General features: G+C 72.6%; 24 protein-coding genes. 3 read left to right on the top strand and 21 right to left on the bottom strand.

Translation table 11 applies throughout. The features are described 5' to 3' along the window. Window positions 1-93: 93 nt before the first annotated feature. From FE374_RS08885 to pdxT, 10 genes are all read right to left on the bottom strand, one after another. Entirely contained in the window at window positions 94-2,427 is a 2,334-nt protein-coding gene (locus tag FE374_RS08885) for a RelA/SpoT family protein (protein ID WP_139928331.1), read from the bottom strand. A gap of 165 nt (window positions 2,428-2,592) precedes the next feature. Then, a complete protein-coding gene (locus FE374_RS08880) occupies window positions 2,593-3,144 on the bottom strand; it encodes an adenine phosphoribosyltransferase (protein ID WP_139928329.1) in 552 nt (183 codons plus the stop codon). Beyond that, on the bottom strand, window positions 3,141-4,253 hold the full coding sequence (gene secF / locus FE374_RS08875) for a protein translocase subunit SecF (protein WP_139928326.1): 1,113 nt from the start codon (window positions 4,251-4,253) through the stop codon (window positions 3,141-3,143). The genes FE374_RS08880 and secF overlap by 4 nt, the downstream gene beginning before the upstream one ends. Next, on the bottom strand, window positions 4,253-6,460 hold the full coding sequence (gene secD, locus FE374_RS08870; RefSeq protein ID WP_139928324.1) for a protein translocase subunit SecD: 2,208 nt from the start codon (window positions 6,458-6,460) through the stop codon (window positions 4,253-4,255). Before secD ends, secF begins: the two co-directional genes overlap by 1 nt. Before the next feature lie 63 nt (window positions 6,461-6,523). Continuing rightward, window positions 6,524-6,973, bottom strand: a complete 450-nt coding sequence (gene yajC / locus FE374_RS08865) for a preprotein translocase subunit YajC (RefSeq protein ID WP_139928322.1) — start codon at window positions 6,971-6,973, stop codon at window positions 6,524-6,526. Window positions 6,974-7,099: 126 nt separating this feature from the next. Next, a complete protein-coding gene (gene ruvB, locus FE374_RS08860) occupies window positions 7,100-8,122 on the bottom strand; it encodes a Holliday junction branch migration DNA helicase RuvB (protein WP_139928320.1) in 1,023 nt (340 codons plus the stop codon). Beyond that, window positions 8,115-8,717: a Holliday junction branch migration protein RuvA gene (gene ruvA, locus FE374_RS08855; protein WP_139928318.1), complete on the bottom strand. Its 603-nt coding sequence runs from the start codon at window positions 8,715-8,717 to the stop codon at window positions 8,115-8,117. The genes ruvB and ruvA overlap by 8 nt, the downstream gene beginning before the upstream one ends. Window positions 8,718-8,774: 57 nt before the next feature. Further along, window positions 8,775-9,392 carry a crossover junction endodeoxyribonuclease RuvC gene (gene ruvC / locus FE374_RS08850; protein WP_139928316.1) on the bottom strand — a complete coding sequence of 206 codons (618 nt, stop codon included), beginning with the start codon at window positions 9,390-9,392 and terminating at the stop codon, window positions 8,775-8,777. Window positions 9,393-9,572: 180 nt separating this feature from the next. Beyond that, window positions 9,573-10,334, bottom strand: a complete 762-nt coding sequence (locus FE374_RS08845; RefSeq protein WP_139928314.1) for a YebC/PmpR family DNA-binding transcriptional regulator — start codon at window positions 10,332-10,334, stop codon at window positions 9,573-9,575. An 11-nt stretch (window positions 10,335-10,345) separates the two neighbouring features. Beyond that, window positions 10,346-11,005 carry a pyridoxal 5'-phosphate synthase glutaminase subunit PdxT gene (pdxT, locus tag FE374_RS08840; RefSeq protein WP_139928312.1) on the bottom strand — a complete coding sequence of 220 codons (660 nt, stop codon included), beginning with the start codon at window positions 11,003-11,005 and terminating at the stop codon, window positions 10,346-10,348. 53 nt (window positions 11,006-11,058) lie between these two features. Between pdxT and FE374_RS08835 the strand changes: the two genes are divergently transcribed. Further along, window positions 11,059-11,778, top strand: coding sequence for a hypothetical protein (locus FE374_RS08835; protein ID WP_139928310.1), 720 nt, complete (start codon window positions 11,059-11,061; stop codon window positions 11,776-11,778). 61 nt (window positions 11,779-11,839) lie between these two features. Here FE374_RS08835 and FE374_RS08830 read toward each other — a convergent pair whose 3' ends face one another. The 9 genes from FE374_RS08830 to thrS form a co-directional block, all read right to left on the bottom strand. Beyond that, a complete protein-coding gene (locus tag FE374_RS08830; protein ID WP_139928308.1) occupies window positions 11,840-12,394 on the bottom strand; it encodes an NUDIX hydrolase in 555 nt (184 codons plus the stop codon). A gap of 136 nt (window positions 12,395-12,530) precedes the next feature. Further along, window positions 12,531-13,448 carry a pyridoxal 5'-phosphate synthase lyase subunit PdxS gene (pdxS, locus tag FE374_RS08825; protein ID WP_139928306.1) on the bottom strand — a complete coding sequence of 306 codons (918 nt, stop codon included), beginning with the start codon at window positions 13,446-13,448 and terminating at the stop codon, window positions 12,531-12,533. Between the two features lie 104 nt (window positions 13,449-13,552). Continuing rightward, complete coding sequence (locus tag FE374_RS08820; RefSeq protein ID WP_139928304.1) at window positions 13,553-14,782, bottom strand: PrsW family intramembrane metalloprotease; 1,230 nt, start codon at window positions 14,780-14,782, stop codon at window positions 13,553-13,555. A gap of 21 nt (window positions 14,783-14,803) precedes the next feature. After that, window positions 14,804-15,454 carry a hypothetical protein gene (locus tag FE374_RS08815; protein ID WP_223173680.1) on the bottom strand — a complete coding sequence of 217 codons (651 nt, stop codon included), beginning with the start codon at window positions 15,452-15,454 and terminating at the stop codon, window positions 14,804-14,806. Next, a complete protein-coding gene (locus tag FE374_RS08810; protein ID WP_139928302.1) occupies window positions 15,445-16,656 on the bottom strand; it encodes a glycosyltransferase family 4 protein in 1,212 nt (403 codons plus the stop codon). Before FE374_RS08810 ends, FE374_RS08815 begins: the two co-directional genes overlap by 10 nt. Then, the gene (locus FE374_RS08805) at window positions 16,656-17,696 is read right to left on the bottom strand and encodes a phosphatidylinositol mannoside acyltransferase (RefSeq protein WP_139928300.1); all 1,041 of its coding nucleotides are present in this window, start codon (window positions 17,694-17,696) and stop codon (window positions 16,656-16,658) included. Before FE374_RS08805 ends, FE374_RS08810 begins: the two co-directional genes overlap by 1 nt. Then, entirely contained in the window at window positions 17,693-18,451 is a 759-nt protein-coding gene (gene pgsA / locus FE374_RS08800; protein WP_330998444.1) for a phosphatidylinositol phosphate synthase, read from the bottom strand. Before pgsA ends, FE374_RS08805 begins: the two co-directional genes overlap by 4 nt. Further along, window positions 18,451-19,035, bottom strand: coding sequence for an HIT family protein (locus FE374_RS08795; RefSeq protein WP_388044443.1), 585 nt, complete (start codon window positions 19,033-19,035; stop codon window positions 18,451-18,453). Before FE374_RS08795 ends, pgsA begins: the two co-directional genes overlap by 1 nt. Continuing rightward, the gene (gene thrS / locus FE374_RS08790; RefSeq protein ID WP_139928296.1) at window positions 19,032-21,050 is read right to left on the bottom strand and encodes a threonine--tRNA ligase; all 2,019 of its coding nucleotides are present in this window, start codon (window positions 21,048-21,050) and stop codon (window positions 19,032-19,034) included. Before thrS ends, FE374_RS08795 begins: the two co-directional genes overlap by 4 nt. Before the next feature lie 121 nt (window positions 21,051-21,171). Here thrS and FE374_RS08785 point away from each other — a divergent pair, with 121 nt between their 5' ends. Continuing rightward, on the top strand, window positions 21,172-21,753 hold the full coding sequence (locus FE374_RS08785; protein ID WP_139928294.1) for a sugar O-acetyltransferase: 582 nt from the start codon (window positions 21,172-21,174) through the stop codon (window positions 21,751-21,753). A gap of 116 nt (window positions 21,754-21,869) precedes the next feature. Here the strand turns inward: FE374_RS08785 and FE374_RS08780 are convergent, their stop codons facing one another. Then, complete coding sequence (locus FE374_RS08780) at window positions 21,870-22,553, bottom strand: response regulator (RefSeq protein ID WP_139928292.1); 684 nt, start codon at window positions 22,551-22,553, stop codon at window positions 21,870-21,872. After that, window positions 22,550-23,725, bottom strand: a complete 1,176-nt coding sequence (locus FE374_RS08775) for a sensor histidine kinase (RefSeq protein ID WP_139928291.1) — start codon at window positions 23,723-23,725, stop codon at window positions 22,550-22,552. Before FE374_RS08775 ends, FE374_RS08780 begins: the two co-directional genes overlap by 4 nt. A gap of 232 nt (window positions 23,726-23,957) precedes the next feature. Here FE374_RS08775 and FE374_RS08770 point away from each other — a divergent pair, with 232 nt between their 5' ends. Next, window positions 23,958-24,662, top strand: a complete 705-nt coding sequence (locus FE374_RS08770; RefSeq protein ID WP_139928288.1) for a hypothetical protein — start codon at window positions 23,958-23,960, stop codon at window positions 24,660-24,662. The last annotated feature ends 144 nt before the right edge of the window (window positions 24,663-24,806 follow it).

The following is a 24,806-nucleotide window of genomic DNA, read 5'->3' as shown; positions in this document are numbered from 1 at the left end:
CTCGACGGCGCATCGACGGGCCGAGCGCTGATGGTGCACCATGCGCGCCCGGTCCGTGGATGCGCCGTGGATGTTCCGGGAGCCGGAAATCTGCTACACCGAGGCGGCCGCGCGGGTGCCCTTGCCGCCAGTCACCCGGTAGGCGTCGAACACGCCGTCGATCCGGCGCACGGCGCTCAGCACGTGTCCCAGGTGTGACGGTTCGGCCATCTCGAAGACGAACTTGCTCAGCGCCACCCGGTCCCGCGACGTCGACACGGACGCCGACAGGATGTTGACGTGGTTGTCCGACAGCACGCGGGTGACGTCGGAGAGCAGGGCGTTGCGGTCGAGCGCCTCGACCTGGATCTGCACGAGGAAGGTGCTCTGGGCCTGCGCCGCCCAGCTGACCCCCACCATGCGTTCGGGCTGAGCGCGCAGCCCGTCGACGTTGCCGCAGTCCTCGCGGTGCACCGATACCCCGGAGCCGCGGGTGATGAACCCGACGATGGGGTCGCCGGGCACCGGGGTGCAGCACCGGGCGAGCTTGACCCAGATGTCGGTGTCCGCCATGCCCTCGACGACGACGCCGGAGTCGCCCGTACGGTGCCGCGGCCGGTGCTCGCCGGGCATCGTGGCCTCGGCGAGGGTCTCCTCCGCGCCGGGCTCACCACCCATGGAGTGCACGAGTTTCTGGACCACGTTGCTCGCCGAGACGTGGTTCTCACCGATCGCCGCGTACAGCGCGGAGACGTCGGCGTAGCGCATCTCGGTGGCCAGCGCGCTGAGCGACTCATGGTTCATCAGGCGCTGGATGGGCAGGTTCTGCTTGCGCATCGCCTTGGTCAGGTGCGCCTTGCCGGCCTCGATGGCCTCCTCGCGGCGCTCCTTGGTGAACCAGGCCTTGATCTTGTTCTTGGCACGGGGGCTCTTGACGAAGGAGAGCCAGTCCTGGCTGGGTCCGGCGCTTTCGGCCTTCGAGGTGAAGACCTCGACGTTGTCGCCGTTCTCGAGCACGGAGTCGAGCGGCACCAGCCGTCCGTTGACACGGGCGCCGACCGTGCGGTGCCCGACCTCGGTGTGCACCGCGTAGGCGAAGTCCACCGGGGTGGCCCCGGCCGGCAGGGCCAGCACGTCCCCTTTGGGGGTGAAGACGTACACCTGCGAGCCGGACATCTCGTAGCGCAGCGAGTCCAGGAACTCCCCCGGGTCCGCCGTCTCGCGCTGCCAGTCCACCAGCTGGCGCAGCCAGCCCATCTCGCCGCTGCCGGGTGGTCCGCCGTCGGCCTTGGCGCCCTTGGAGTTGGGGTTCTCCTTGTACTTCCAGTGCGCGGCGACCCCGTACTCCGCCCGGCGGTGCATGTCATGGGTGCGGATCTGGATCTCCACCGGCTTGCCGCCCGGCCCCACGACCGTGGTGTGCAGCGACTGGTAGAGGTTGAACTTCGGCATCGCGATGTAGTCCTTGAACCGCCCCGGCAGGGGGGTCCAACGTGCGTGCATCGCTCCGAGCGCGGCGTAGCAGTCGCGCACCGAGTCCACGAGGACCCGGACGCCCACGAGGTCGAAAATGTCGTCGAAGTCGCGCCCCCGCACGATCATCTTCTGGTAGATCGAGTAGTAGTGCTTCGGCCGGCCGGTGACGACGCCGCGGATCTTCGCGGTGCGCAGGTCGCCCTCGATCTGCTGGCGCACGGTGGCGAGGTACTCGTCCCGGGCGGGGGCCCGCTCGGCCACCAAGTGCTCGATCTCCTCGTACACCTTGGGGTAGAGCGTGGCGAAGGAGAGGTCCTCCAGCTCCCACTTGATGGTGTTCATACCCAGCCGGTGCGCGAGCGGGGCGTAGATCTCGAGGGTCTCGCGGGCCTTCTTGCCGGCCTTCTCGGCCGCCACGTACTTCCACGTGCGGGCGTTGTGCAGGCGGTCCGCGAGCTTGATGACCAGGACCCGGATGTCCTTCGCCATGGCGACGACCATCTTGCGGACGGTCTCGGCCTGGGCGGCGTCGCCGTAAGTCACCTTGTCGAGCTTGGTCACGCCGTCGACGAGCAGGGCGATCTCCTCGCCGAACTCGGCGCGCAGCTCCTCCAGGGGGTACCCGGTGTCCTCGACGGTGTCGTGGAGCAGGGCCGCCGCCAGGGTCGACGGCGTCATCCCGAGCTCGGCGAGGATGGTCGCCACGGCCACGGGGTGCGTGATGTACGGATCGCCGCTCTTGCGCTGCTGGCCCCGGTGTGCGCGCTCGGCGACGGTGTAGGCGCGGACGATCAGCTGGGTGTCGGCCTTGGGGTGGTTGGCGCGGACCGCGCGGAGCAGCGGCTCGATGGCCGGCGGGCTCGAGTGCCCGCGAGATCCCAGCCACACCAGCCGGGAGCGCACGCGGGAGCCGGGCACCACCGTCTCGGCGGCGCTCCCCTCACCGGTCGTCTGGACCTTCTCCCCGGCCATTGCACGATCTTACGGTGTGCCCGGCGGCGCCGACGACAGCGCCCGCTGGGCGGAGCCGCATGCGCCAGCTGGGCGGAGCCAAAGGCGCCCGCTGGGCGCAGCCGCAACCGCCCGCTGGGTGGCGCCCCAGGTGCCCGGCGAGCGCACCAGGCGCACCCGCACGGCTCAGTAGATCAGGACCGAGTCCACCCGGTGGCCGTCGAGCTTCGCGCGCCCGCTCAGCGCGGCGAGCTCGAGCAGCATGGCGAGGGCCACGACCTCGCCGCCGCTGCGCTCCACCAGCTGCACCGCCGCCGCGCCGGTACCACCGGTGGCCAGGACGTCGTCGATGATGAGGACGCGCTGGCCCTCGGTGACGGTGTCGGGCCGCAGCTCCATCCGGGCGGTGCCGTACTCCAGGGCGTAGTCGACACCCACCACCGGGCCGGGCAGCCGGCCCGCCTTGCGGACGGTGATCATGCCGACGCCGAGCTCGAGGGCGAGGGGCGCCGCAAGGATGAAGCCACGCGACTCCAGCCCGGCCACCGCGTCGACGTGCCCGCGGTACTTGTCCGCCAGGCCGCGGACGAGGGCACCGAAGGCCGGCCCGTCGGCGAGCAGCGGGGTGATGTCCCGGAAAAGGACGCCCGGCGCGGGGAAGTCCGGGATCTCTCGCACGTGCTCGCGCACCAGGTCCGTGAGCTCCGCGGGGAACGCGGAGGTGGGAGCGGTGGTCATCGTCGGCCCTTCTTTCGCTTCGGCTGGGCGTCGTGCCCGAGGTGCTGCCCCGCGACGATCCCCACGCCGAGGTCGGCGACGGACGGTGCCAGGTCGGCGTCCACTCCGTCCGGTGCCGCGACGTCGGTGGCCCGCGCCTTCGCACGGTGGGCGAGCACCTGCTTGGTGTGCTTGGCGATCGGGCGCTGACGCTCCCGTAGCGTCACCTCGAGCGGCGCGGCGATGAACACCGACGACCACGTCGAGAGGAGCATGCCCACGAACAGCGCGAGGGAGATGTCGCGCAGCGTGCCTGCCCCGAGGAGGAAGGCCCCGACGAAGAGGATCGACGCCACCGGCAGCAGGCCGGTGATGGAGGTGTTGATCGAGCGCACCAGGGTCTGGTTGACCGCGAGGTTCGCGCCCTCGGCGTAGGTGCGCCGCTTCTGGTGCAGGACGTTGGCGTTGTTCTCCCGCACCTTGTCAAACACGACCACCGTGTCGTACAGGGAGTAGCCGAGGATCGTGAGGAAGCCGATGACGGAGGCCGGCGTGACCTCGAAGCCAACGAGGGCGTAGACGCCCACCGTGACGACGAGGTCGTGGATCAGTGCCCCGATGGCCGCCAGCGACATGGTCCAGGTGCGGAAGTACGCGGCCATGACCACGGAGACCAGCGCCAGGAAGATCACCAGGCCCTGGACAGCCTTGGCCGTGACGCTCTGGCCCCAGGTCGGCCCGACGAAGGTGGCGGTGACGTCCTCGACCGGCACGTCGTAGGCAGCGGCCAGGTCCTCCTGGACCTGCTGCGTCTCCTCGTCGGTCAGCGCGGACGTCTGCACGCGCAGGGAGCTCGCACCGACCTCGGAGACGCGGGGCGGCTCGCCCTCGCCGAGGCCGGCGAGGACGTCGTGGGCCAGCTGCTGGTCCATGGTCTCGGTGCCGGAGACGGTGAACTGGGACCCGCCCTGGAACTCGATGCCGGCGTTGAGGCCCTTGAAGCCCACGAGCATCAAGGAAACGAGCATGAGGGCACCGGCGATGCCGAACCAGGTGCGGCGCTTGCCGATGAAGTCGATGGACCGTTTGCCGGTGTAGAGCTCGTTGCCGATGGTGGCGAGGCTGGTCATCACCGCTCACCTCCTGCGTTCGGGCTGTCGGTATCGTCCTGGCCGCGCTCGCCTGGCGAGCCCGGGGCGGCCCCGGCACCTGCGGCACGCGTGGCCGCGGCGGGGTCCGCGCCCGCTCCGCCGTCGGCCGCGGCGTCGGCCGCCTGCTGGCGGGCCCGTTCGGCGGCGCGCCGCTCGGCGATCGTCAGCCGTCGACCGTTGGGGCCGACCGCGGGCGCGGGCAGGGGTGCGGACGCCTGGCGTTCGGTGGAGGACGGCGCAGCCGGCGCGGCGTCCGACGTGTCCGGGCCCGTGCCGGGCGCCACCGAGCCGGAGCCCCCGGCGCCGGAGCCCTGAGCCTCCGACGAGCCGTGCGTCGTGGGGGCGGTGGCCGGGCGGGTGCCGGCCGCCGGCCGGGTCTGCGGCGCGGCGGCGCGGTCCCGGGCTCCACCGGCGACGCCGGCGCCTACCAGCTCCTTCTCGTCCTCGGACTTGCGGGCCGGGGCGGTGGGCGCGAAGCGGCCGCGGCCCTTGTACGTCACCGAGGTGGCGCCGAGCGATCGGGGCTCCAGGCCCGAGAGCCGGTGCCCCTCGCCGAAGAACTTCGTGCGGATGAGCAGCTGCATCACCGGGTGCGTGAAGAGCATGACCACGACGAGGTCGATGAGCGTGGTCAGGCCCAGGGTGAAGGCAAAGCCCTGGACGCCGCCGACGGCGAGGAAGTACAGGACGACGGCCGCGAGGAAGTTCACCGCGTCGGAGGCGAGGATGGTGCGTCGCGCGCGCGCCCAGCCGTGGTCGACGGCCGCGGAGAGCACCCGGCCCTCGCGCACCTCGTCACGGATGCGTTCGAAGTACACGATGAAGGAGTCCGCCGTGACGCCGACGGCGATGATCATGCCCACCACGCCGGGCAGGGAGAGGCGGTAGCCGATCGTCCAGGACAGTAGCGCGATGACGGCGTAGGTGAGGATGGCGGCGATGCCGAGGCTCGCGACCGAGACGAGCCCGAGGCCGCGGTACTGCCAGAGCATGTAGAGGATGACCAGCCCGGCGCCGATGAGCCCCGCCAGCACACCGCGGGCGAGCTGCTCGCTACCGAGCGTGGCGGAGATCTGGTCCTCGGACTGGACTTCGAAGTTCAGCGGCAGGGAGCCGAAGTTGAGCTGGTTGGCCAGTTTGTTCGCGGTCTCCTGGGTGAAGTTGCCGCTGATCTGTGCGCGCCCGTTGGGGATGGCCTCGGTCATCTGGGCGTTGGAGATCACCAGGCTGTCGAGGACCACCGCGAACTGGTTCTGTGGCGACGGCAGGCCCAGGAGGCGCTGGCTGAACTCCGCGAAGACTCGCGTGCCCTCGCCGGTCATCTCCAGGCTGACCACCCACTGGCCGGTGCTCGTGCCCTGGGAGTTGGTGCCGATGCCTGCGGTGGCGGACTTCACGCCCGTGCCCTCCAGCGCGGTCGGGCCGAGGATGAACTTCGCCGAGCCGTCCTCGGAGCAGGTGACGAGCGGGGCGGCGGGGTCGTCCTGGGTGCCGCCGGTGCGGCTGGCGGGGTCGGTGCAGTCGAGGGTGTAGAAGTCGTAGCTGACCTGCTCGGTGATCCAGTTCAGGTCCGAGCTGTCGGCGGGCTCGGTCGCCGGCTCGGTGGAGAGCTCGCCGTTGCCGTCGGTGTCGGCGGCCTTGAGGGCGGCGGCCTCGACCTCCTCGCGCGTCGGCGGCGCGGTGGGCCCCTCGCTCGCCCCCTCGGACGGTGCCTCGGTGGGCGCCGCCGTCGGGTCGGCCTCCGCCTCGGCGAGCGCGGCGGGGTCGATGGTGCCGGGGCCGGCCACGGTGAGCACCGGGCGGAAGCGCAGCTGCGCGGACTGGCGGACCAGGTCGAGGGTCTCGTCCGATGGCTGGCCGGGCAGGGCCACGACGATGTTCTGCCCGCCCTGGCTGGTGATCTCGGCCTCGCTGACGCCGGAGGCGTCCACGCGCTGGCGGATGATCTCGATCGCCTGGTCGACGTCGTCCTGGCTCACCTGGGAGTTGTCGGTCGCCTTGGGCGTGAGGATGAGCTGGGTGCCGCCCTCGAGGTCCAGCGCCAGCTTGGGCGCGAACGACGCCGCGTCCTCGTCACCCTTGGTGAGCTGGACGCCGCCCACCAGCGTCCCGAGCAGAGCGATGACCAGGACGGCCAGGAAGATGAGCTTCCGGCCCGGTCGTGGTCGGGGGGGTCGTTGCGCCACCGGTGTCTTCTCTCGTGCAGGGCAGGGCCACCGGCCGAGGCCGGCGGCGGGTGCGGGGTGCGGTCAGGCGCGCGGGGCGGCGCCCGGCTCCGTCTCGTCGTCGCCGGCGGGCCGGACCTCGTCCGACTGCGCGACCGGGCGCTCCTCGACCGGGCCGGCGTGAGCCGACGTGACCGGGTCGGTGGCGTCACCGGCGGTCAGCGCGGAGGCGTCGTCGGGCACGACGACGGAGTCGTCGTCGGCGTCCTCGATCGGTGCGAACGGGGGCTCCTTGACCTCCTTGATGGCGCTCCGCAGCCAGATGGTCTCGTCGCCGGCAGGGCTCTCAAGGGTCACGACGTCGCCGTCGATGTCGACGACCTTGCCGAAGAACCCGCCGATCGTCATGACCGAGGCGCCAGGCACCATCTGGTCGGCGAGCTTGTCGCGCGCAGCGGCCTGCTGCTTCTTCCCGCGGCTCGTGACGAACCACATCATGGCGATCATGAGGGCAAGGAAGATGAAGATTTCCATCAGGCAGGACTCCGGTCAGCAATCGAGGGCAACAGGCCCCATGAGTCTAGGCGGTTCGCGGGGGTGCACCCAACACCCGTGGGGCGTGGTAGCACCGAGACATCCCGCACAGCGGGCGGCGCCGTCTCACGAGAAGAGCATTCCCTCGGCCGGTGGGCGCAGCCCCAGGTGCGCGTACGCCTCGGGCGTGGCCATGCGTCCGCGGGGCGTGCGGACGATGAGGCCCTCCCGCACGAGGAAGGGCTCGGCGACCGTCTCGACCGTCTCCGGCTCCTCCCCGACGGTGACCGCCAGTGTGGTCAGGCCCACGGGACCGCCGCCGAAGCGCTGGCACAACGCCTGCAGCACGGAGCGGTCGAGCCGGTCCAGGCCGAGCTGGTCCACCTCGAAGACGTCGAGCGCGCCGTGCGCGGCGGCCAGGTTGAGCACCCCGGTGCCGCGCACCTGGGCGAAGTCCTGCACCCGGCGCAGCAGCCGGTTGGCGATGCGCGGCGTGCCGCGCGAGCGGGACGCCAGCTCGACGGCTGCGTCGTCGTGCAGCTCGGCGCCGAGGAGGCCGGCGCTGCGGCGCAGCACCCGCTCGAGCTCGGCCGCGGTGTAGAACTCCAGGTGCCCGGTGAACCCGAACCGGTCGCGTAGCGGGGCGGGCAGCAGGCCGGCGCGGGTGGTCGCGCCGACCACGGTGAAGGGCGGCAGCGCGAGCGGGATCGACGTCGCGCCGGGCCCCTTGCCGACGATCACGTCGACCCGGTAGTCCTCCATCGCGAGGTAGAGCATCTCCTCCGCCGGACGGGCCAGCCGGTGGATCTCGTCAATGAACAGCACGTCCCGCTCCTGGAGGGAGGACAGGATGGCCGCGAGGTCCCCGGCGTGCTGGATCGCCGGGCCGGAGGTCATGCGCAGCGCGCCGTCGACCTCGGCGGCGATGATCATCGCCAGGGTGGTCTTGCCCAGGCCGGGCGGACCGGAGAGCAGCACGTGGTCGGGCGGGGTCTGGCGGGCGTTGGCGGCGTCGAGCAGGAGGGAGAGCTGGTCACGGACCACCTCCTGTCCCACGAAGTCGTCAAGACGGCGCGGCCGCAGCGCCGCCTCGGCGGCGCGCTCGATGTCATCGGCGCCGGCGTCGACCACTGGGCGGTCGTCAGCCACGGCGGTGCCCGCCGAGGTGCTGCAGCGCCGCGCGGAGCACGGCCGGGACGTCGGCCGCGCCGTCGCCGGCGGTCACGGTCTCGACGGCGTCCACGGCCACCTTCTCGCTCCAGCCGAGCTGGACCAGGGCGGCGACCACCTCGGGGGCCACGACGGGACCGGCCGGCGCGGGGCTCTCCCCCGGGCCGCCGGTGGGGGCGCCGAGCTTGTCGCCGATCTCGAGGACGATGCGCTGGGCCCCCTTCTTGCCGATGCCGGGCACCCGCTGCAGGGCGGCGAGGTCCTCACCGGCGACGGCACGGCGCAGCGCGTCGGGAGTGTGGACGGCGAGCATGGCCAGCGCCAGGCGGGGGCCCACTCCGGAGACCGTCTGCATGGTCTCGAAGACCGCGCGCTCGTCGTCGTCGGCGAAGCCGTAGAGGGTCAGCGAGTCCTCGCGGACCACCAGGGACGTGGCCAGGCGGGCTTCGCGGCCCAGGACCAGACCGGCCAGGGTGGTGGGGGTGGCGTGCACGAGCATGCCGACCCCGCCGACGCGGACGACGGCATGGTCCAGGCCGACGGCCTCGACCTCACCGGTGACTGACGCGATCATGCGGTCCTTTCCGAGACTCCCGGCCCGGCCGGTACGAACAGGTGTACGACTGCCAACCTACCTCTTGGGTGCGACAGCCCCGGCCCGGCGCGCCGCGCGCTCGGCCTCGGCCCAGGCCCGCTGCGCCGCGGTCAGGCCCAGCCCGGTGGACCGCGGCAGGGTGTCGGCCCCGCCGTAGCTGGCCCGCACGGCGCTGCCCGCTCCCCCGCCGCGCCACGCGTGGCAGATGGCTAGCGCGAGCGCGTCGGCGGCGTCCGCGGGCCTGGGCAGCGACGCCAGGCCGAGGATGCGCCGCACCATCTCCTGCACCTGCGCCTTCTCGGCGCGGCCGTTGCCCGTGACGGCCGCCTTGACCTCGCTCGGGGTGTGCAGGGCCAACGGCAGGTGCGCCCGCGCCGCCGCCAGCATCGCCACCCCGGCCACCTGCGAGGTGCCGGTGACGCTGCGGACGTTGGACTGGGCGAAGACCCGTTCGACGGCGACCACGTCCGGGCGGTGCTCGGCGAGCCACTCGTCGAGCGCCTCGGCGACGGTGAGCAGCCGCAGGTGTGGGGACTGGTCCGCCGGGGTGCGCACGACGTCGACCGCGACGAGGACGACCTTGCGGCCGGGGGTCGAGTCCACGACGCCGAGGCCGCACCTGGTCAGGCCGGGGTCGACTCCGAGGATGCGCACGGGCCTACCCAATCACCCGCCGGTGACACCGCCGGGCAGCGACACCTGGGTGAGACAAGCCCGACACCCCCCAGAGAACCGCGAGATGTCATCTTCTCCGCGAGATGTCATGACATGTCGCGGAGAAGATGACATCTCGCGGGGATGGGGATGGGGAGGCGGCGGCGGGAAGTAGCGCCGTCAGTCGTCCTCGTCGAGGGCGGCCATGACCTCGTCGGAGGCGTCGAAGTTCGCGAACACGTTCTGCACGTCGTCGCAGTCCTCCAGCGCGTCGATGAGGCGCAGCACCTTGCGGGCGCCGTCGACGTCGACCTCGACCTCCATGGACGGGACGAACTGCGCCTCGGCGGAGTCGTAGTCAAGGCCGGCCTCGACCAGGGCGGTGCGCACGGCGACCACGTCGGTGGCCTCGGAGAGCACCTCGAAGGACTCGCCCAGGTCGTTGACCTCCTCGGCTCCGGCGTCGAGCACAGCGGCGAGGACGTCGTCCTCGCTGAGCCCGTCGCTCTTGGGGACCAGGACCACGCCGCGCCGGTTGAACAGGTACGAGACCGACCCGGGGTCGGCGAGGTTGCCGCCGTTACGGGTGAAAGCCACGCGCACGTCCGAGGCGGCGCGGTTGCGGTTGTCGGTCAGGCACTCGACCAGGACGGCCACGCCGCCCGGGGCATACCCCTCATACATGATCGTCTCGTAGTCGGCACCGCCGGCCTCGAGCCCGGAGCCGCGCTTGACGGCGCGGTCGATGTTGTCGGCGGGCACGGAGGCCTTCTTCGCCTTCTGGACGGCGTCGAACAGCGTCGGGTTGCCGGCCAGGTCACCGCCGCCGGTGCGCGCCGCCACCTCGACGTTCTTGATGAGGCGGGCGAACAGCTTGCCGCGCTTGGCGTCGATCGCCGCCTTCTTGTGCTTGGTTGTTGCCCACTTGGAATGGCCGGCCATGATTGGCTCCCTCAGCTCGTCGCTAGCGTGCGCGGCACGGCGGCGTCCCGGACCATCTCCACGAACAGACGGTGCACTCGGGTCTCGCCCCCGATCTCCGGGTGGAAGGACGTGGCGAGCAGCATGCCGTGCCGAACTGCCACGATCTTACCCGTGGGCGCGTCGGCCCGGCCCGTGGCCCGGGCGAGCACCTCCACGCCGTCGCCCACGTCCTCCACCCAGGGCGCCCGGATGAACACGGCACGAAGCGGTGCGTCGTCGGGCCCGGCGCCCAGCGCGGGGGCGAGCAGATCCTCCTCGAAGGAGTCGACCTGCCGGCCGAACGCGTTGCGGCGCACGGTCATGTCGATGCCGCCGAGGGTGGTCTGGTCCGCGGTCGCGCCCTGGACGCGGTCGGCCAGCAGGATCATGCCCGCGCACGAGCCGTACACCGGCAGGCCCTCGGCGATCCGGGTGCGCATCGGCTCGTAGAGGTCAAAGGCGCGCAGCAGCTTCTCGATGGTGGTCGACTCCCCACCCGGCAGGACCAGCCCGTCGACGGCGGCCAGCTCGGCCGGGCGGCGGACGGTGATGACCCGCGCGCCGCTCGCGGTGAGGGCGGCGACATGCTCCCGGACGTCGCCCTGGAGGGCGAGGACGCCGATGAGCGGTTGGGGGAACTGGCTCGTCACGGATCCGATCGTACGGCGGCCCTGGTACCTGCCGTTCCGGCTACCGTGCTGGCGTGAGCGCCTCCTTCACCGTGCCCCGTCGGTACTGCGGGCCACCGCACTCCGCCAACGGCGGCTGGGTCAGTGGTCACCTGGCGCGCCATGTCCCCACCAGCACGGCGCTGCCGGCGGTGAGCGTGCGGCTCCTCAGCCCCCCGCCGTTGGACCGGGCCATGCAGGTGCACCCGGTCGCCGACGGCGGGACCGAGGTGGCCGACGGCGTAACCCCCGTGCTCCGGGCCCACGCCGTCGGGGCCCTGTCCATCGACGACGTCCCTGCTCCCGTGACGTACGCCGCCGCCGTCGCGGCGGGCGCGGCCTACCCCGGCCTGCACGACCACCCCTTCCCCACCTGCTTCGTGTGCGGCACGGCGCGGACCCTCGGGGACGCGTTGTTGCTGCGGCCCGGCCCGGTGAACGGCCACGAGGTCTACGCGGCGGCCTGGGTGCCCACGGAGTCGGCGCAGGAGCTGGTGTGGGCGGCGCTGGACTGCCCGGGCGCCTGGGCGCTCGGCGTCGGGGGCCGGCCCATGGTGCTGGGCACCATGGCCGCCCAGGTGCTCGAGCTGCCGGTGGTCGGCGCGGAGCACGTGGTGGTCGCCTGGCCGCGGGGCGGGCAGGGCCGCAAGCACTTCAGCGGGACAGTGCTCTACACCGCCGACGGCGCGCTGCTCGCCCACGCCGAGGCCACCTGGATCGACGTCGACCCCGCCGCGGTCCGCCCGGCGACCTGACCCGGCGCAGTGCCATGCGCTGCGACATGGTGTCGACAGTGACGTTGTCGCGGCCACACGCTCAGACCGAGGACTCGTCCAGGTGCGGCGTGCTGCCGTCCCAGCCGCAGAGCAGTCCGCGCACCAGCGCCGGCAACGGCGCGGGATAGACCACGGCGCCTGCGGCGACGGCGGCGGCGAGCTCGTCGAGATGCCACCAGCGCATCTCGTCCAGGACGTCCCGCTCGAGCTCGGTCCACCCGTCGTCGGAGACGGCGTCGGCGGAGGAGACGCGGGCGAGGAAGAACTGCTCGTCCTGCCGGCAGGTGACGCGGGCGAAGTCGAAGACGGCGCTGCGGGTCAGCACCGGCCCGACCAGGTCGGCCGGGCCGACCACCAGGCCGGTCTCCTCGAAGACCTCCCGCGCGGCGCCGTCGCGCACGTCTTCCGAGGCGTCCACGCCGCCGCCCACGGTGAACCACCACGAGCGGGTGACCTCACCGGCGTCGTGGCCGCGGACGAGGAGCAGCCGGTCGTGCTCATCCACAAGGATCACCCGGGCGGCGCGCCGGAACGGCACGCCGTCGGGGCCGGGCGTCCACTCGGGGCCCAGTCCGTAGGTGAGCGGCTCGCTCATCCGGCCGCGCCGGGACGGAAGGCGCCCGAGGTGTACACGCCGGGACTGACGGCGCCCGAGGTGAACGCGCCGGGACGGACGGCGGCCCGCGACGGACGTGCCGCCGCGGGCCGGCGCCGCTCCGGCGCGTCCGCCGTCACCAGCCGCGCTCGGCGAGCCGGTGCGGCACGGGGATGTCGTCGACGTTGATGCCGACCATGGCCTCGCCGAGGCCGCGGGAGACGTCCGCGATGACACCCGGGTCGTCGTGGAAGGTCGTGGCCTTGACGATGGCGGCGGCCCGCTGGGCGGGGTTGCCCGACTTGAAGATGCCGGAGCCGACGAACACGCCCTCGGCGCCGAGCTGCATCATCATCGCGGCGTCCGCGGGGGTGGCGATCCCGCCGGCGGTGAACAGCACCACCGGGAGCTTGCCCGCGTCGGCGACCTCCTTGACGAGGTCGTACGGCGCCTGGAGCTCCTTGGCGGCCACGTAGAGCTCGTCCTCGGGCAGGTTCTGCAGGCGGCGGATCTGCTGGCGGATCTGACGCATGTGGGTGGTGGCGTTGGAGACGTCGCCGGTGCCGGCCTCGCCCTTGGAGCGGATCATCGCCGCGCCCTCGGTGATGCGGCGCAGCGCCTCACCGAGGTTGGTGGCCCCGCACACGAAGGGGACGGTGAACTGCCACTTGTCGATGTGGTTGGCGTAGTCGGCCGGGGTGAGCACCTCGGACTCGTCGACGTAGTCCACGCCGAGTGCCTGCAGCACCTGGGCCTCGACGAAGTGCCCGATGCGGGCCTTGGCCATGACGGGGATGGAGACGGCGCTGATGATGCTGTCGATCATGTCGGGGTCGCTCATGCGCGAGACGCCGCCCTGCGCGCGGATGTCCGCAGGCACCCGCTCGAGGGCCATGACGGCGACGGCGCCGGCGTCCTCGGCGATCTTGGCCTGCTCCGCGGTGACGACGTCCATGATGACGCCGCCCTTGAGCATCTCGGCCATCCCCCGCTTGACCCGGGCGGTGCCTCGCTCGGGGGTGGGCTCTGATACGGCGAACTCGTTCTCTGACACGGTGACCTCTGTGTTGAGGGAGGAGGGACGGGTCCAAGTCTAGTCGCGCGCGCAGGCCCCTCTTGCCCTCCCCCGCTCTTGCCCGTCCTAGCGCGGCGTCAGCCCTATCGCCGCACCGTCGCCGCCGCGGTGACCGCGGAGCGGGTGCGCACGACCTCACCGAGGAGGCCCTGCTCGTCGTGCCGCAGGCGGCGGTCCGCGCGCCCGGTCAACGCCCGCTGCCGGGTGAAGGCGAGCAACGTCGCCGCCCGCTGGAAGGACCGCATCGAGTCGGCCGCCGCGGGCCCCAGGCCGGCCGCCCACGCCCGGGCGCGGCGTCGCCCGCGCATGGACGCGAGCATCGTGACCTCGTGCGGGGCGAACCAGCCGGCTCGGGCGTACTCCCCGAGCCGGCCCGCGATCACCGCGCGCTCGTCGTTGCGCAGCCACAGGACCAGGCCGATGAGGCCGACGAACAGCGGCACCTGGAAGAGCCAGTAGACGGCGTCCATCACCGCGAGCACCGCCGAGGCGTTCCAGACGGCGTGCAGGAAGACCGCGCCGGCCAGCCCGAGCGGAAGATACGCGAGCCACGCCCCCGGGGCGCGGGACCGCGACGCCAGGCCCAGGGCGATGCCCGTGCAGGCCGTGAACGTCAGGTGGGCGAACGGCCCCTGGACGGCGCGGGCGATGAACACCTGTGTGATCAGGTCCTGGTACTGCACGAAGTACAGGACGTTCTCGGTGAACGCGAAGCCAGCGGCGACGGTGGCGGAGTAGACGATCCCGTCCACCGGGCCGTCGAAGCTGCGCCGGCGCACGAGGAAGATCAGCACGACGCCGGCACCCTTGGCCACCTCCTCCACCACGGGTGCCCCGAGCACGGTGCCAAGCACCTCGGCCTGCGTCTCGCTGCCGGTGGTCGCGAGGACCTTGAGCATGAACAGGTCGTTGAGGGCGAGCGCGATGGCGGTGGACACGCCCGCGCCCCACGCGAGCGCCGCGGCCAGCAGCCAGCGCGGCTCCGGTTCCCACCGGTCCACCCAGCCCACGACGGCCAGCACCCCGACGAGCGGGAGGAACGCGAGCACCGCGGCCATCGCCGTCGGGCCGGTGCCGCCGACGGCCAGGACAGCCGCGAGCACCCAGACGGCGCCCGCGAGCCCGAGGGCGATGCCGATCACCTCGACGACGAGCGTCGCTGTCCGGCGGCGCCGTACGGGGCCCCACTGAGGCTGTGTCGGCAGGCCGGCTCCTCCCGCGGCGCGCGCGGGGACGGCGCTCGGTGGGACGCCCGGTGAGGCGACATAGCGGCCACGGGAAGTACCGAGAGGATCGACCGGTCCGCTCGTCATGCGGGTCACCCTAAGGGCGCGTCACTCGCGCGGCAGCGCGTCGTCCATGTCGAACGGATCGGGCAGCGGCGCGCGGCCGGCGAGGCGGAAGGTGCGTACCGCCCAGCGAGAGCGGGCCTTGCGCACCTGCTCCACGTGCGCGTTGTGGAAGCGGCGGGCGACCTGCAAGCGGTACCAGGCCTGCTGGAGCTGGCTGAGGACGTCGGCTGCATGTGGGTCCTCCGCCAGCTCGGCGCGCTCGGCGCCCGTGCCCAGCACGGCGCGCAAGGTCCGGCTGAGCTCGCTCTCGAGCAGGCCCCGGTCGGGTGCGGTCCTCGCGCTGCCCGCGACGCCCGGCGCGGTGCGGGAGGTGGTGACGCCGTCGGCGCCGCCGCCCTCGTCCAGGGAGTCCGTAGGGCCCTCCAGGCCGTCGGGGACGAGGACGTCGGAAGTCGCGTCGGTGGCGCGCAGCGCCACGTCGGTCACGATCACGGACTCGGCCGGGTCCAGCACGCCGGACGCGGCCAGCTCGGTGGCGGCCGTGGCCCGGCGGAACAGCTGCGCCTCCAGCGTGGCGCGCGATCGCAGGACCGTGCGGTGCAGCCGGTCCACCCGGGAGGCCTGCACCCACAGCCACCAGCCGAGGACGGCGAGGACGCCGACGGCGAGGAGCACCCACTCGGTCATGCCCACGTGCCGCTCCCCTCGCCGCCGGTGACGGCCTGCGTCGCGGCGCGCAACCGGCCGAAGACGGTCAGCGAACGCGGATCCTCGCTCACGCGGGCGTGGGCGGTGGACAGCACCATGTCGTAGACGGCAAGCACCTGGCTGGTCACGGTGGACCAGTCGTAACGGCGCACAGCGGTGGAGGCTCGCTCACGCATCGGCGTGCCGGCCGCTCGCTGCCCGAGCACGTCCGTCAGGACGCGGGCCAGGCTTGCGGGATCTCCACGGTGGAAGAGCCGGCCGAGGGTGCCGCCGTCGAGCACGGCCTGGAAGGCGGGGATGTCCGAGGCGACGACCAAGGACCCGGCGCTCATGGCCTCGACGAGCACGATGCCGAAGCTCTCCCCGCCGGTCTGCGGCGCCACGTACGCGTCGACGGAGGCGAAGAGGCTCGCCTTCTCGGCGTCGCTGATGCCGCCGACGAAGCTGACGGCGTCGCCGAACGGCGCCAGCAGCTCACGGTCCTGCACGGCCTCACCGCGCCCGGCGACGAGGAAGCGGGCGCCGGGGATCTCCCGCAGGACGGGCTCGACGGCGGCAGCGAGGATGGGCAGGCCCTTCCGGGGCTCGTCCAGTCGGCCGAGGAATGCCACGGTCGGGCGCTCGTCGGTGCCCTCCCACTCCCGGTTCTGCGGGGCGTCGGCGAAGCGGTCCACGTACACGCCGTTGGGGACGACGACGGCGTCCCCACCCAGGTGCTGCACGAGAGTGCGGCGCGCCTCCTCGGACACGGCGATGCGGCCGGTGATCTTCTCGAGCATCGGGATGACGACCGGCGAGATCGCCTGCAGACCGCGGGAGCGCTCCATCGAGGTGTGGAAGGTGGCGACGACCGGGCCGTCGGCCACCCACAGCGCGAGCATGCTCAGCGAGGGGATCATCGGCTCGTGGATGTGCAGCAGGTCGAACTCGCCCTGCTCCACCCAGCGCCGGACCCGCCCGGCCACGACCGGGCCGAAGTTGAGCCTCGCGACCGAGCCGTTGTACGGGATCGCCACCGTCCGGCCGGTGGAGACCACGTAGTCGGGGACGGGCGTGGCGTCCTCCGCGGGGGCGAGAACGGAGACGGTGTGGCCGCGCCGGATGAGCTCCTCGGCGAGGTCGCGCACGTGAAACTGCACGCCGCCCGGTGCGTCGAAGGAGTACGGGCAGACGATCCCGACCCGCATCAGCGGCGCGCCTCGGGCGCGGGAGCGTGCCCGGCGGGCGGGGCACCGGCCTCGGTCGCGGTGGCCGCGCCGTCGGCCTCTACCGCCGAACGCTCCCCCGTCCCGTGGGCGCCCGCGCGGGCGAGCCGGTCCGCGTCCAGGTCGTCGACGAAGACCTTCTGGAGCATGTGCCACGCCTCGGGATAGCGGCGCAGCTCGGCGCCCACCCAGTCGACCCATCGCTCGGTGAGCTCGGCGACGGCGGCCTTCTCGCCAGGGACGTCCAGCCGCGGGCCGAACTCGATGACGATGCCCCACGGGCTGCCGGCGGCGCGGCGCCGTGCGCCGCGCAGGCGCTCGTGCCGGATCATCGCCGGGTGCAGGGCCTGTCGGGATGCCCGGCTGAGCGCGGCCGGCCCAGGCGCCACCCGGGCGCGGTGGCCGGCCAGGTCCACCTCGACACCGCCGCGGGAGAGGTCCCGGTCGGCCAGGAGCGGCAGGATGCTGGCGCTCGTAGACGCGTGGCGAAGCAGCTCCCGGAACACCGAGCCGTCCTGCTCGAACGGGATGATCGTCATCCCGAGCCCGGTCCGGAAGTCCAGGAACCCCTGGAAGAGCTCCTCGGGCTCGAGGTGCTCGGCCACGGTGACGACGGGCGCCAGCTCCTTGGTCGCCCAGGCCCCGGCCAGGTCCCAGTTCCCCGTATGAGCGAGCGCGGCGCAGACGGACCGGCCGGCGGCGAACTCCGCTCGCAGGGGCCCCAGCCCCAGGGGCCGCACCCGGGCGGCGATCTGGGCGGAGGTCAGGCGGGGCAGCTGGAACGCCTCGCGGTAGTACCTCATGTAGCCGCGCATGTTCTGCCGGGAGACCCGGCGCAGGTCGCGCGGGGACAGGTCGGGACGGATGCGGGCCAGGTTGCGCTCGAGCTGGCGCACGCCGCCTCCGCGGGTGAGCCAGGCGAGGTCGGCGACGGCGGAGAACACCGCCCGCACCACCGGCTCGGGGAGCCGCTCGGCGCCGAGCTGGGCGAGCCGGAACACACGCACCACGTCGACCGTCACGACGCCGCACCTCCGGCCGGGCCGTTCGTGCTGGCGGCACCGTCGGGCGCCGGCCGCGCGGCACCGTCGGGCGCAGGCCGCTCGGCCGGCGTACCGCCGTCACCGCCCAGCTCGTCGCCGTCGCCCGCCAGGGCGACGCTGTCGCCGCGGGCCTGCACGTACACGGTGCGCATGCGCTGGACGACGGTGACGGCGCTGGCCACGGCGAGCAGGGCCAGCGCGGCGGTGAGGACGGCGGCGGGCAGGCCGAGGCCGACGAGGAGCGTGGCCACCAGGACCACCACCAGCCGGTCGGCGCGCTCGGCGAGGCCGACGTTGGCGGTCATGCCCAGGCCCTCAGCGCGGGCCTTGGCGTAGGGCACCACGCCGCCGAGCACGAGGCAGGCGAGCGCCAGGCCGACGGTCCACGCCCCGAGGGCACCGTCGAGGTGGCGCAGCGCCCACAGCAGCACCCCGGAGAAGATCGCGGCGTCGGCGATGCGGTCCATCGTGGAGTCGAGGAAGGCGCCCCACCGCGAGACACGGTTGCTCATCCGCGCCATCTGCCCGTCGAGGTTGTCGGCCACGACGAGCGCGCCGAGCACGAGGGCGCCGACGGCGAGGTGGTCGGCGGGCAGCAAGGTAAGCGCGGCGGCCGTGACCGCGGCGGTGCCGCTGACCGTGACGACGTCGGGGCTGACCCCGAGGCGTACCAGCACGCGGGCAGCCGGCCCGAACACCACTGCGGCGAAGCCGCGACCGTTCCTGCTGAGCACTACCGCACCACCGTGTCGTCCTGGGCGGCGCCAGCCAGGCGCCGCCATCCGTCGGCGAGGAGCTCGCGGGTCTCGCCCAGCACCTGCGGCAGCGCCTTGGTCCCCGCGACGATCGGGAAGAAGTTCGCGTCCCCGCCCCAGCGCGGCACCACGTGCTGGTGCAGGTGCGCGGCGATCCCGGCCCCGGCAACGGCGCCCTGGTTCATGCCGAGGTTGAACCCGTGCGGGGCAGAGACCTCGGTCAGCACCCGCATCGCGGCCGCGGTGAGCGCGCCCACCTCATCCCGCTCGGCGTCGCTGAGGTCCACGTAGCCGGCAACGTGCCGGTACGGGCAGACGAGGAGGTGCCCCGGGTTGTACGGGTAGAGGTTGAGCACCACGTACGCCGTCTCCCCGCGGTGGACGACCAGGCCGTCGGCGTCCTCCCGCCCGGGGGTGCGGCAGAACGGGCAGGTGGTCTCGCCGTCGTCGTCGGGGCGGTCCGCGCCGTCGATGTAGGCCATCCGGTGCGGGGTCCACAGCCGCTGGAAGGCGTCGGGCACGCCGGCCAGCGAGCCGGCCGGTTCTGCGGCGGGCACGTTCACACCTGCTCCCGGCGGGCGATCGCCCCCGCGATGAGCTCGACCGCCTCCGCGATCGGGACCTGGTTGCGCTGGCTGCCGTCCCGGAACCGGAACGAGACCGCGCCGGCCTCGGCGTCCTCGCCACCGGCGATGAGCACGAAGGGCACCTTCTCCTTGGCGGCGTTGCGGATCTTCTTGCCGAACCGGTCGTCGGAGGTGTCCAGCTCGACCCGCACGCCGCGGGCGCGGAGCTGGTCGGCCACGCCGCGCAGGTAGTCGTCGAAGACGTCGGCCACGGGCACGCCGAGCACCTGGACCGGGGCGAGCCAGGCGGGGAACGCGCCGGCGTAGTGCTCGAGCAGGACCGCGAAGAACCGCTCGATGGACCCGAACAGGGCGCGGTGGATCATCACCGGGCGCTGCCGGGAGCCGTCGGCGGCGGTGTACTCGAGCTCGAAGAGCTCGGGCAGGTTGAAGTCGAGCTGGATCGTGGACATCTGCCAGGTGCGGCCGATGGCATCGCGGGCCTGGACGGAGATCTTCGGGCCGTAGAACGCCGCGCCGCCCGGGTCGGGCACCAGCTCCAGGCCGGAGGCCTCGCCGACCTCCTGGAGCGTGCGGGTGGCCTCCTCCCAGACCTCGTCGGAGCCGACCGACTTCTCCGGGTCCTTGGAGGACAGCTCGAGATAGAAGTCGGTGAGGCCGTAGTCCTTGAGGAGGCCGAGCACGAAGTTGAGCGTGGTGGTGAGCTCGTCTTTCATCTGCTCCCGGGTGCAGTAAATGTGCGCGTCGTCCTGGGTGAACCCGCGCGCCCGGGTCAGGCCGTGCACCACGCCGGACTTCTCGTTGCGGTAGACGGTGCCGAACTCGAACAGCCGCAGCGGCAGCTCCCGGTAGGACCGTCCGCGCGAACGGAAGATCAGGTTGTGCATGGGGCAGTTCATCGGCTTGAGGTAGTAGTCCTGCCCCGGCTTGCGGACGTTGCCCTCGGCGTCGCGCTCCTCGTCGAGGTGCATCGGGGGGTACATGCCCTCGCGGTACCAGGAGAGGTGCTGGGAGACCTCGAACAGCCGGCCCTTGGTGATGTGCGGGGTGTTGACGAAGGAGTACCCCTCCTCCACGTGGCGCCGGCGGGAGTAGTCCTCCATCTCCATGCGCACGATCCCGCCCCTGGGGTGGAAGACCGCCAGGCCGGAGCCGATCTCGTCGGGGAAGGAGAACAGGTCCATCTCCGAGCCGAGCCGGCGGTGGTCGCGGCGCTCGGCCTCGGCCAGGCGCTCGGTGTAGGCCTTGAGGTCGTCCTTGCTCGGCCAGGCGGTGCCGTAGATGCGCTGCAGCTGGGGGTTCTTCTCGCTGCCACGCCAGTAGGCGGCGGCGGAGCGCATGAGGGCGAAGCCGTTACCGATCAGCTTCGTGGTGGGCAGGTGCGGGCCCCGGCACAGGTCCTTCCAGGCGACCTCACCGCCGCGGCGCACGTTGTCGTAGATGGTCAGCTCGCCCGCGCCGACCTCCACGGACGCCCCCTCGGCGGCCTCGGCGCCGTCGGCGGTGGCGCCCTTGAGCCCGATCAGCTCGAGCTTGTAGGGCTGGTCGGCGAGCTCGTTGCGCGCCTCGTCCTCGGTGACGACCCGACGGCGGAAGCCCTGCCCCTCCTTGACGATCCGCGCCATGGCCTTCTCCAGCGCGCGGAGGTCCTCGGGGGTGAACGGCTCCTCGACGTCGAAGTCGTAATAGAACCCGTCGGTGATGGGCGGGCCGATGCCCAGCTTGGCGTCGGGGTTCACCTGCTGCACCGCCTGAGCGAGCACGTGGGCGGCCGAATGACGCAGGATCGACAGCCCCTCGGGACTGTCGAGGGTCACCGACTCGACGCCGGCGCCGTCGGGCAGGCTGTGCAGCGAAACGGCGAGGTCCGTGAGCTCGCCGTCGACGTTGAGGGCGACGACGTCGCGGCGGTCCGCGAAGAGGTCGGTGCCCGTGGTGCCATCGCTGACTTCTCGCGAGACGCCGTCGATGGTCAGGGTGCGCACGGACACGATGGGACTCCAGGCAGTTCACGGACAGGACCCCCCGATCCTAGCGAGCGCAGGTCACGCGTCCGCGCACCGCCGGCGGCCCGCGGATGACCTGGCCCGCCGCACTGGATACGTTCGTGGCATGACCACACCCACCGACGACACCCGCACCATGCGCGAGCGCATGCTCGCCGGGGACCCCTACATCGCCGACGACCCCGAGCTGGTCGAGCAGTACGCCGTCGCCGTGGACCTCATGGCGGCGTACAACGCGACCACCGTCCGCCAGGGCCCGCTGCGCCGCCGGCTCCTGGAGGCGCTTCTGGGGGGTGTGGGCGAGGGCACCGAGATCCGCCCGCCGTTCTACGTCGACTACGGCACGCACATCACGGTGGGTGCGCGCTGCTTCGCCAACTACGGCCTGGTCGCGCTCGACGTCGCCCCCATCACGATCGGCGACGACGTCCAGATGGGCCCGAACGTCCAGCTGCTCACCCCCACGCACCCCGTCGAGCCGGAGCCGCGGCGACAAAAGTGGGAGGCCGCACAGCCCATCACCATCGGCGACAACGTGTGGCTGGGAGGCGGCGTCGTCGTCTGCCCGGGCGTGACGATCGGCGAGAACACCGTGGTGGGCGCCGGGGCGGTGGTCACCAAGGACCTGCCGGCCGGCGTCGTGGCGGTGGGCAACCCGGCACGCGTGGTCCGCAGCGTCGAGGGCTGACAGCGAGATGGATAAGGGGGACCAGGCACCGGGGCCAGGTTCTAGCGGTGCCTGCACCCGCTGGGTCTGCATGTCGCCGAGCAGGTCGGCGCTGCGTCGACAGCAGGGGGCGGTAGTCACGTACCGGTGGAAGCGTCCCCCCGGCCGGGTTGGACGAGGCCGACCTCGTACGCCAGGACGACGGCTTGGGTGCGGTTGCCGAGGCCCAGCTTGGTGAGCAGGCGGTTGAGGTGGGTCTTCACGGTGGCCTCGCTGAGAAAGAGAGCCCTGGCCACGTCGGCGTTGCTCCCGCCGCCGGCCACGGACCGAAGGACGTCGACCTCCCGGTCGGTCAGGGTCTCGAGGGCGGCGGGACGCCCTGGTCCTGGTGGCGGCCCCGAGGTGAAGTGCTCGATGAGCCGCCGCGTGACCGTCGGGGCGAGCAGGGTCCCACCAGCGGCGGCGACGCGGACGGCGTCGATCAGCTGACCGCGGGCCACGTCCTTGGTGAGGAACCCGCACGCTCCGGCGCGGAGGGCGTCGTAGACGTGCCGGTCGAGGTCGAACGTGGTGAGGACGATCACCCGCGGCGTGGGATCGAGCCCCAGTTCGTTGAGCCGCCGGGTGGCTTCGATGCCGTCGGCGCCGGGCATGCGGACATCCATCAGCACCACGTCAGGAAGCAGGGCCCGGGCGGCGGTGAGGGCAGCGGCGGCGTCCTCGGCTTCGCCGACCACCACCAGGTCCGCCTGCGCCTCCAGGATCAGCCGTAGCCCACTCCGCACGAGCGCTTGGTCGTCGACGATCAGCACCCGGATCACGGCGTCGCCTCACCGATCGGCAGCCGGGCCTCGACCAGGAAGCCTCCGGCCGTTCCAGCGCCTACGGTCAGCTCGCCGCCGTACAGGGCCACTCGTTCCCGCATCCCGACCAGCCCGTGGCCGGGAACTCGGTCGGCCCGCGGGTTCGGGCGGCCGTCGTCAAAGATCGACAGCTGCACTCTCCCCGGCGCAAAGCAGACTCTGACCACCGCGTGGGTGGCGTCGACGGCGTGCTTGAGGATGTTGGTGAGCGCTTCCTGCACGATGCGGTAGGCGGCGAGGTCCACTCCCGCGGGGAGGGGATGGGCCTTCCCCTCGATCGCCAGCTCAACAGGGAGTCCTGCGTCCGTCACGCCGGCCACCAGGGCGCGCAGGGAGGCCAGCCCCGGCTGGGGCGCCTGGGTGGCGTCTGCGTCGGCGCTGCGGAGGATGCCGAGCAGCGAGCGCATCTCTTTCAGGGTGCTGCGGGCGGTTGCCTCGACGATGAGCAGCGGCTCGCGGGCTCGTTCGGACGTGCCGTCGAGCAGCTCGAGGGCTGCCCCGACGTGCAGGGCGACCACGCTGACGTTGTGAGCGACGACGTCGTGGAGCTCGTTCGCGATCCGTAGCCGTTCCCGGGCCACGGCCTCCTGCTCGGCGCGCTCCAGCTCGACTTCGCGCTGGCGCGCCAGAGCGGCGTCCAGTCGTGCGCGGCGCCGGCTCCCCACGTAAAGTCCCACCAGCCACGCCAGCGCGATGACCAACCACCAGTAGGACGCCTCCCCGACGTCGTCCAAGCTCTGGATGCGGGGGTCCAGCGCGTCGTGGACGGCAGTGGCGACGGCGGTCAGCGCCAGCCCGATCCACGCCTGCCGGCGCGTCCCGTACGCGGCCGCCGAGTACACCACCGTCAGGACGGGAGCCACCAGCAACAGCCCGATCGGCGGCTGCCCCGTCAGGGCGGCTTGGGCCGTCACCCCGGTCATCGACGCCGCAGTCGCTGCCAGCGGCGCCGTGCGTCGCCAGGCGACCGGCACGGTGACGAGGAGCAGCAACGCCGAGTTGAGAGCCGCCGGCCCAGCGACCGGGTCGTCGCCCCACACCGCGAGGTCGGGGCGCCACACGTCCACTTGCGCAATGACCGTGAACACGAGCGCCAGCACGGCGTCGGCCGGGACAGGGGGAGCAACCACCCGTCCTCGTGCCGCGTCCGCGTCGACAGCCACGGCTCACCGTAAGGCACTGGCCCCCTGCAGCGGGAGGACCCCGAGGCGGAGGCGGGTCATCCCGGTGGTTGACCCGCCTCCTCCGCCGGACCTCCACGGCGTCGCTTCCCGACAGCCTGGACCGTCCTGAGGGCTGACGACCGCGCCTTCTTCGCGCGCCTAGGTTCCTCGCACCACGACACGTCCCTCGGAGGTTCCCATGACCACCCACACCCGCCCCGCCTCCCACCCGACCACCCAGCACGCTGCGGATCGCGGTGTCCGGATCGCCGGAATGGCCGGCATGACGTCGGTCGCCGCGATGGCGGCGAGCTTCGTTGTCCTGCCCGCCGACCCGGGAGGAACAAGCGCCGCAGCGATCGCCGGGCGGTACGCCGACGGCAGCGCCGCCTACCTGACCGCCACCCTGCTCGAGACCGTGTCCATCGGGCTGCTGTGCCTCTTCGTCGCCGGGGTCTGCGCCGCCCTCTGGGCGCGACGTCCGGCGTCGGTGCTTCCGGTCGCCGCCGCGATCGGCGGGACCATGCTGGCCACCTGCCAGCTAGTCGGCTATGCCGTCATCGCGTCGCTCGCCCACGGGACGGCCGCCGCCGGCGACCTGCCCGTCATCATGGCGGTCTACGACCTGTCGTCGGTGTTCTTCGTGGTCGCGAACGTGGGTCTCGCGATCCTGGGCGGGTCCACCGGCGTCGTTCTGCTGACCGGCACCCCACGCGCCCGCACACTCGGATGGTCCAGCCTCGTGATGGCCGCAGCCGGGATCGCTGGTGCGGCCGCCCACGCACGGGACGGTCTCGCGTCCCTCCACGGCGACCTCGGGTTCCTGGTGCTCCTCACCCAACTGGCATGGACCGCTGCCGCGAGCGTGTGGCTTTTGCGGCCGGCCGCCTCCGGTTCGGCGTGAGGATCACGATCACAGCCCCCACTCCGAAGTGCTGCCTGGGTGCGGTCGCGGACCTGGAAACCTTTGCTGCCTCTGGGACCTCTGTGGACCTCTGTGGACCTCTGTGGACCTCCGGCGAAAATCGACATCCGACCTCCAGAAGGA

This window comes from Georgenia yuyongxinii, from assembly GCF_006352065.1.
Classification (GTDB): domain Bacteria; phylum Actinomycetota; class Actinomycetes; order Actinomycetales; family Actinomycetaceae; genus Georgenia; species Georgenia yuyongxinii.
Note: the sequence above shows the minus strand (reverse complement) of the source record. Positions and strands in the feature narration are given on the sequence as shown.

What these genes read in the sequence shown, in the direction of transcription:
- FE374_RS08885 (WP_139928331.1), bottom strand. Translation starts at nt 2,427, where the DNA reads ATGGCCGGGGAGAAGGTCCAGACGACCGGTGAGGGGAGCGCCGCCGAG.
- FE374_RS08880 (WP_139928329.1), bottom strand. Translation starts at nt 3,144, where the DNA reads ATGACCACCGCTCCCACCTCCGCGTTCCCCGCGGAGCTCACGGACCTG.
- secF (WP_139928326.1), bottom strand. Translation starts at nt 4,253, where the DNA reads ATGACCAGCCTCGCCACCATCGGCAACGAGCTCTACACCGGCAAACGG.
- yajC (WP_139928322.1), bottom strand. Translation starts at nt 6,973, where the DNA reads ATGGAAATCTTCATCTTCCTTGCCCTCATGATCGCCATGATGTGGTTC.
- ruvA (WP_139928318.1), bottom strand. Translation starts at nt 8,717, where the DNA reads ATGATCGCGTCAGTCACCGGTGAGGTCGAGGCCGTCGGCCTGGACCAT.
- FE374_RS08845 (WP_139928314.1), bottom strand. Translation starts at nt 10,334, where the DNA reads ATGGCCGGCCATTCCAAGTGGGCAACAACCAAGCACAAGAAGGCGGCG.
- FE374_RS08830 (WP_139928308.1), bottom strand. Translation starts at nt 12,394, where the DNA reads ATGAGCGAGCCGCTCACCTACGGACTGGGCCCCGAGTGGACGCCCGGC.
- FE374_RS08820 (WP_139928304.1), bottom strand. Translation starts at nt 14,782, where the DNA reads ATGACGAGCGGACCGGTCGATCCTCTCGGTACTTCCCGTGGCCGCTAT.
- FE374_RS08810 (WP_139928302.1), bottom strand. Translation starts at nt 16,656, where the DNA reads ATGCGGGTCGGGATCGTCTGCCCGTACTCCTTCGACGCACCGGGCGGC.
- FE374_RS08785 (WP_139928294.1), top strand. Translation starts at nt 21,172, where the DNA reads ATGACCACACCCACCGACGACACCCGCACCATGCGCGAGCGCATGCTC.
- FE374_RS08770 (WP_139928288.1), top strand. Translation starts at nt 23,958, where the DNA reads ATGACCACCCACACCCGCCCCGCCTCCCACCCGACCACCCAGCACGCT.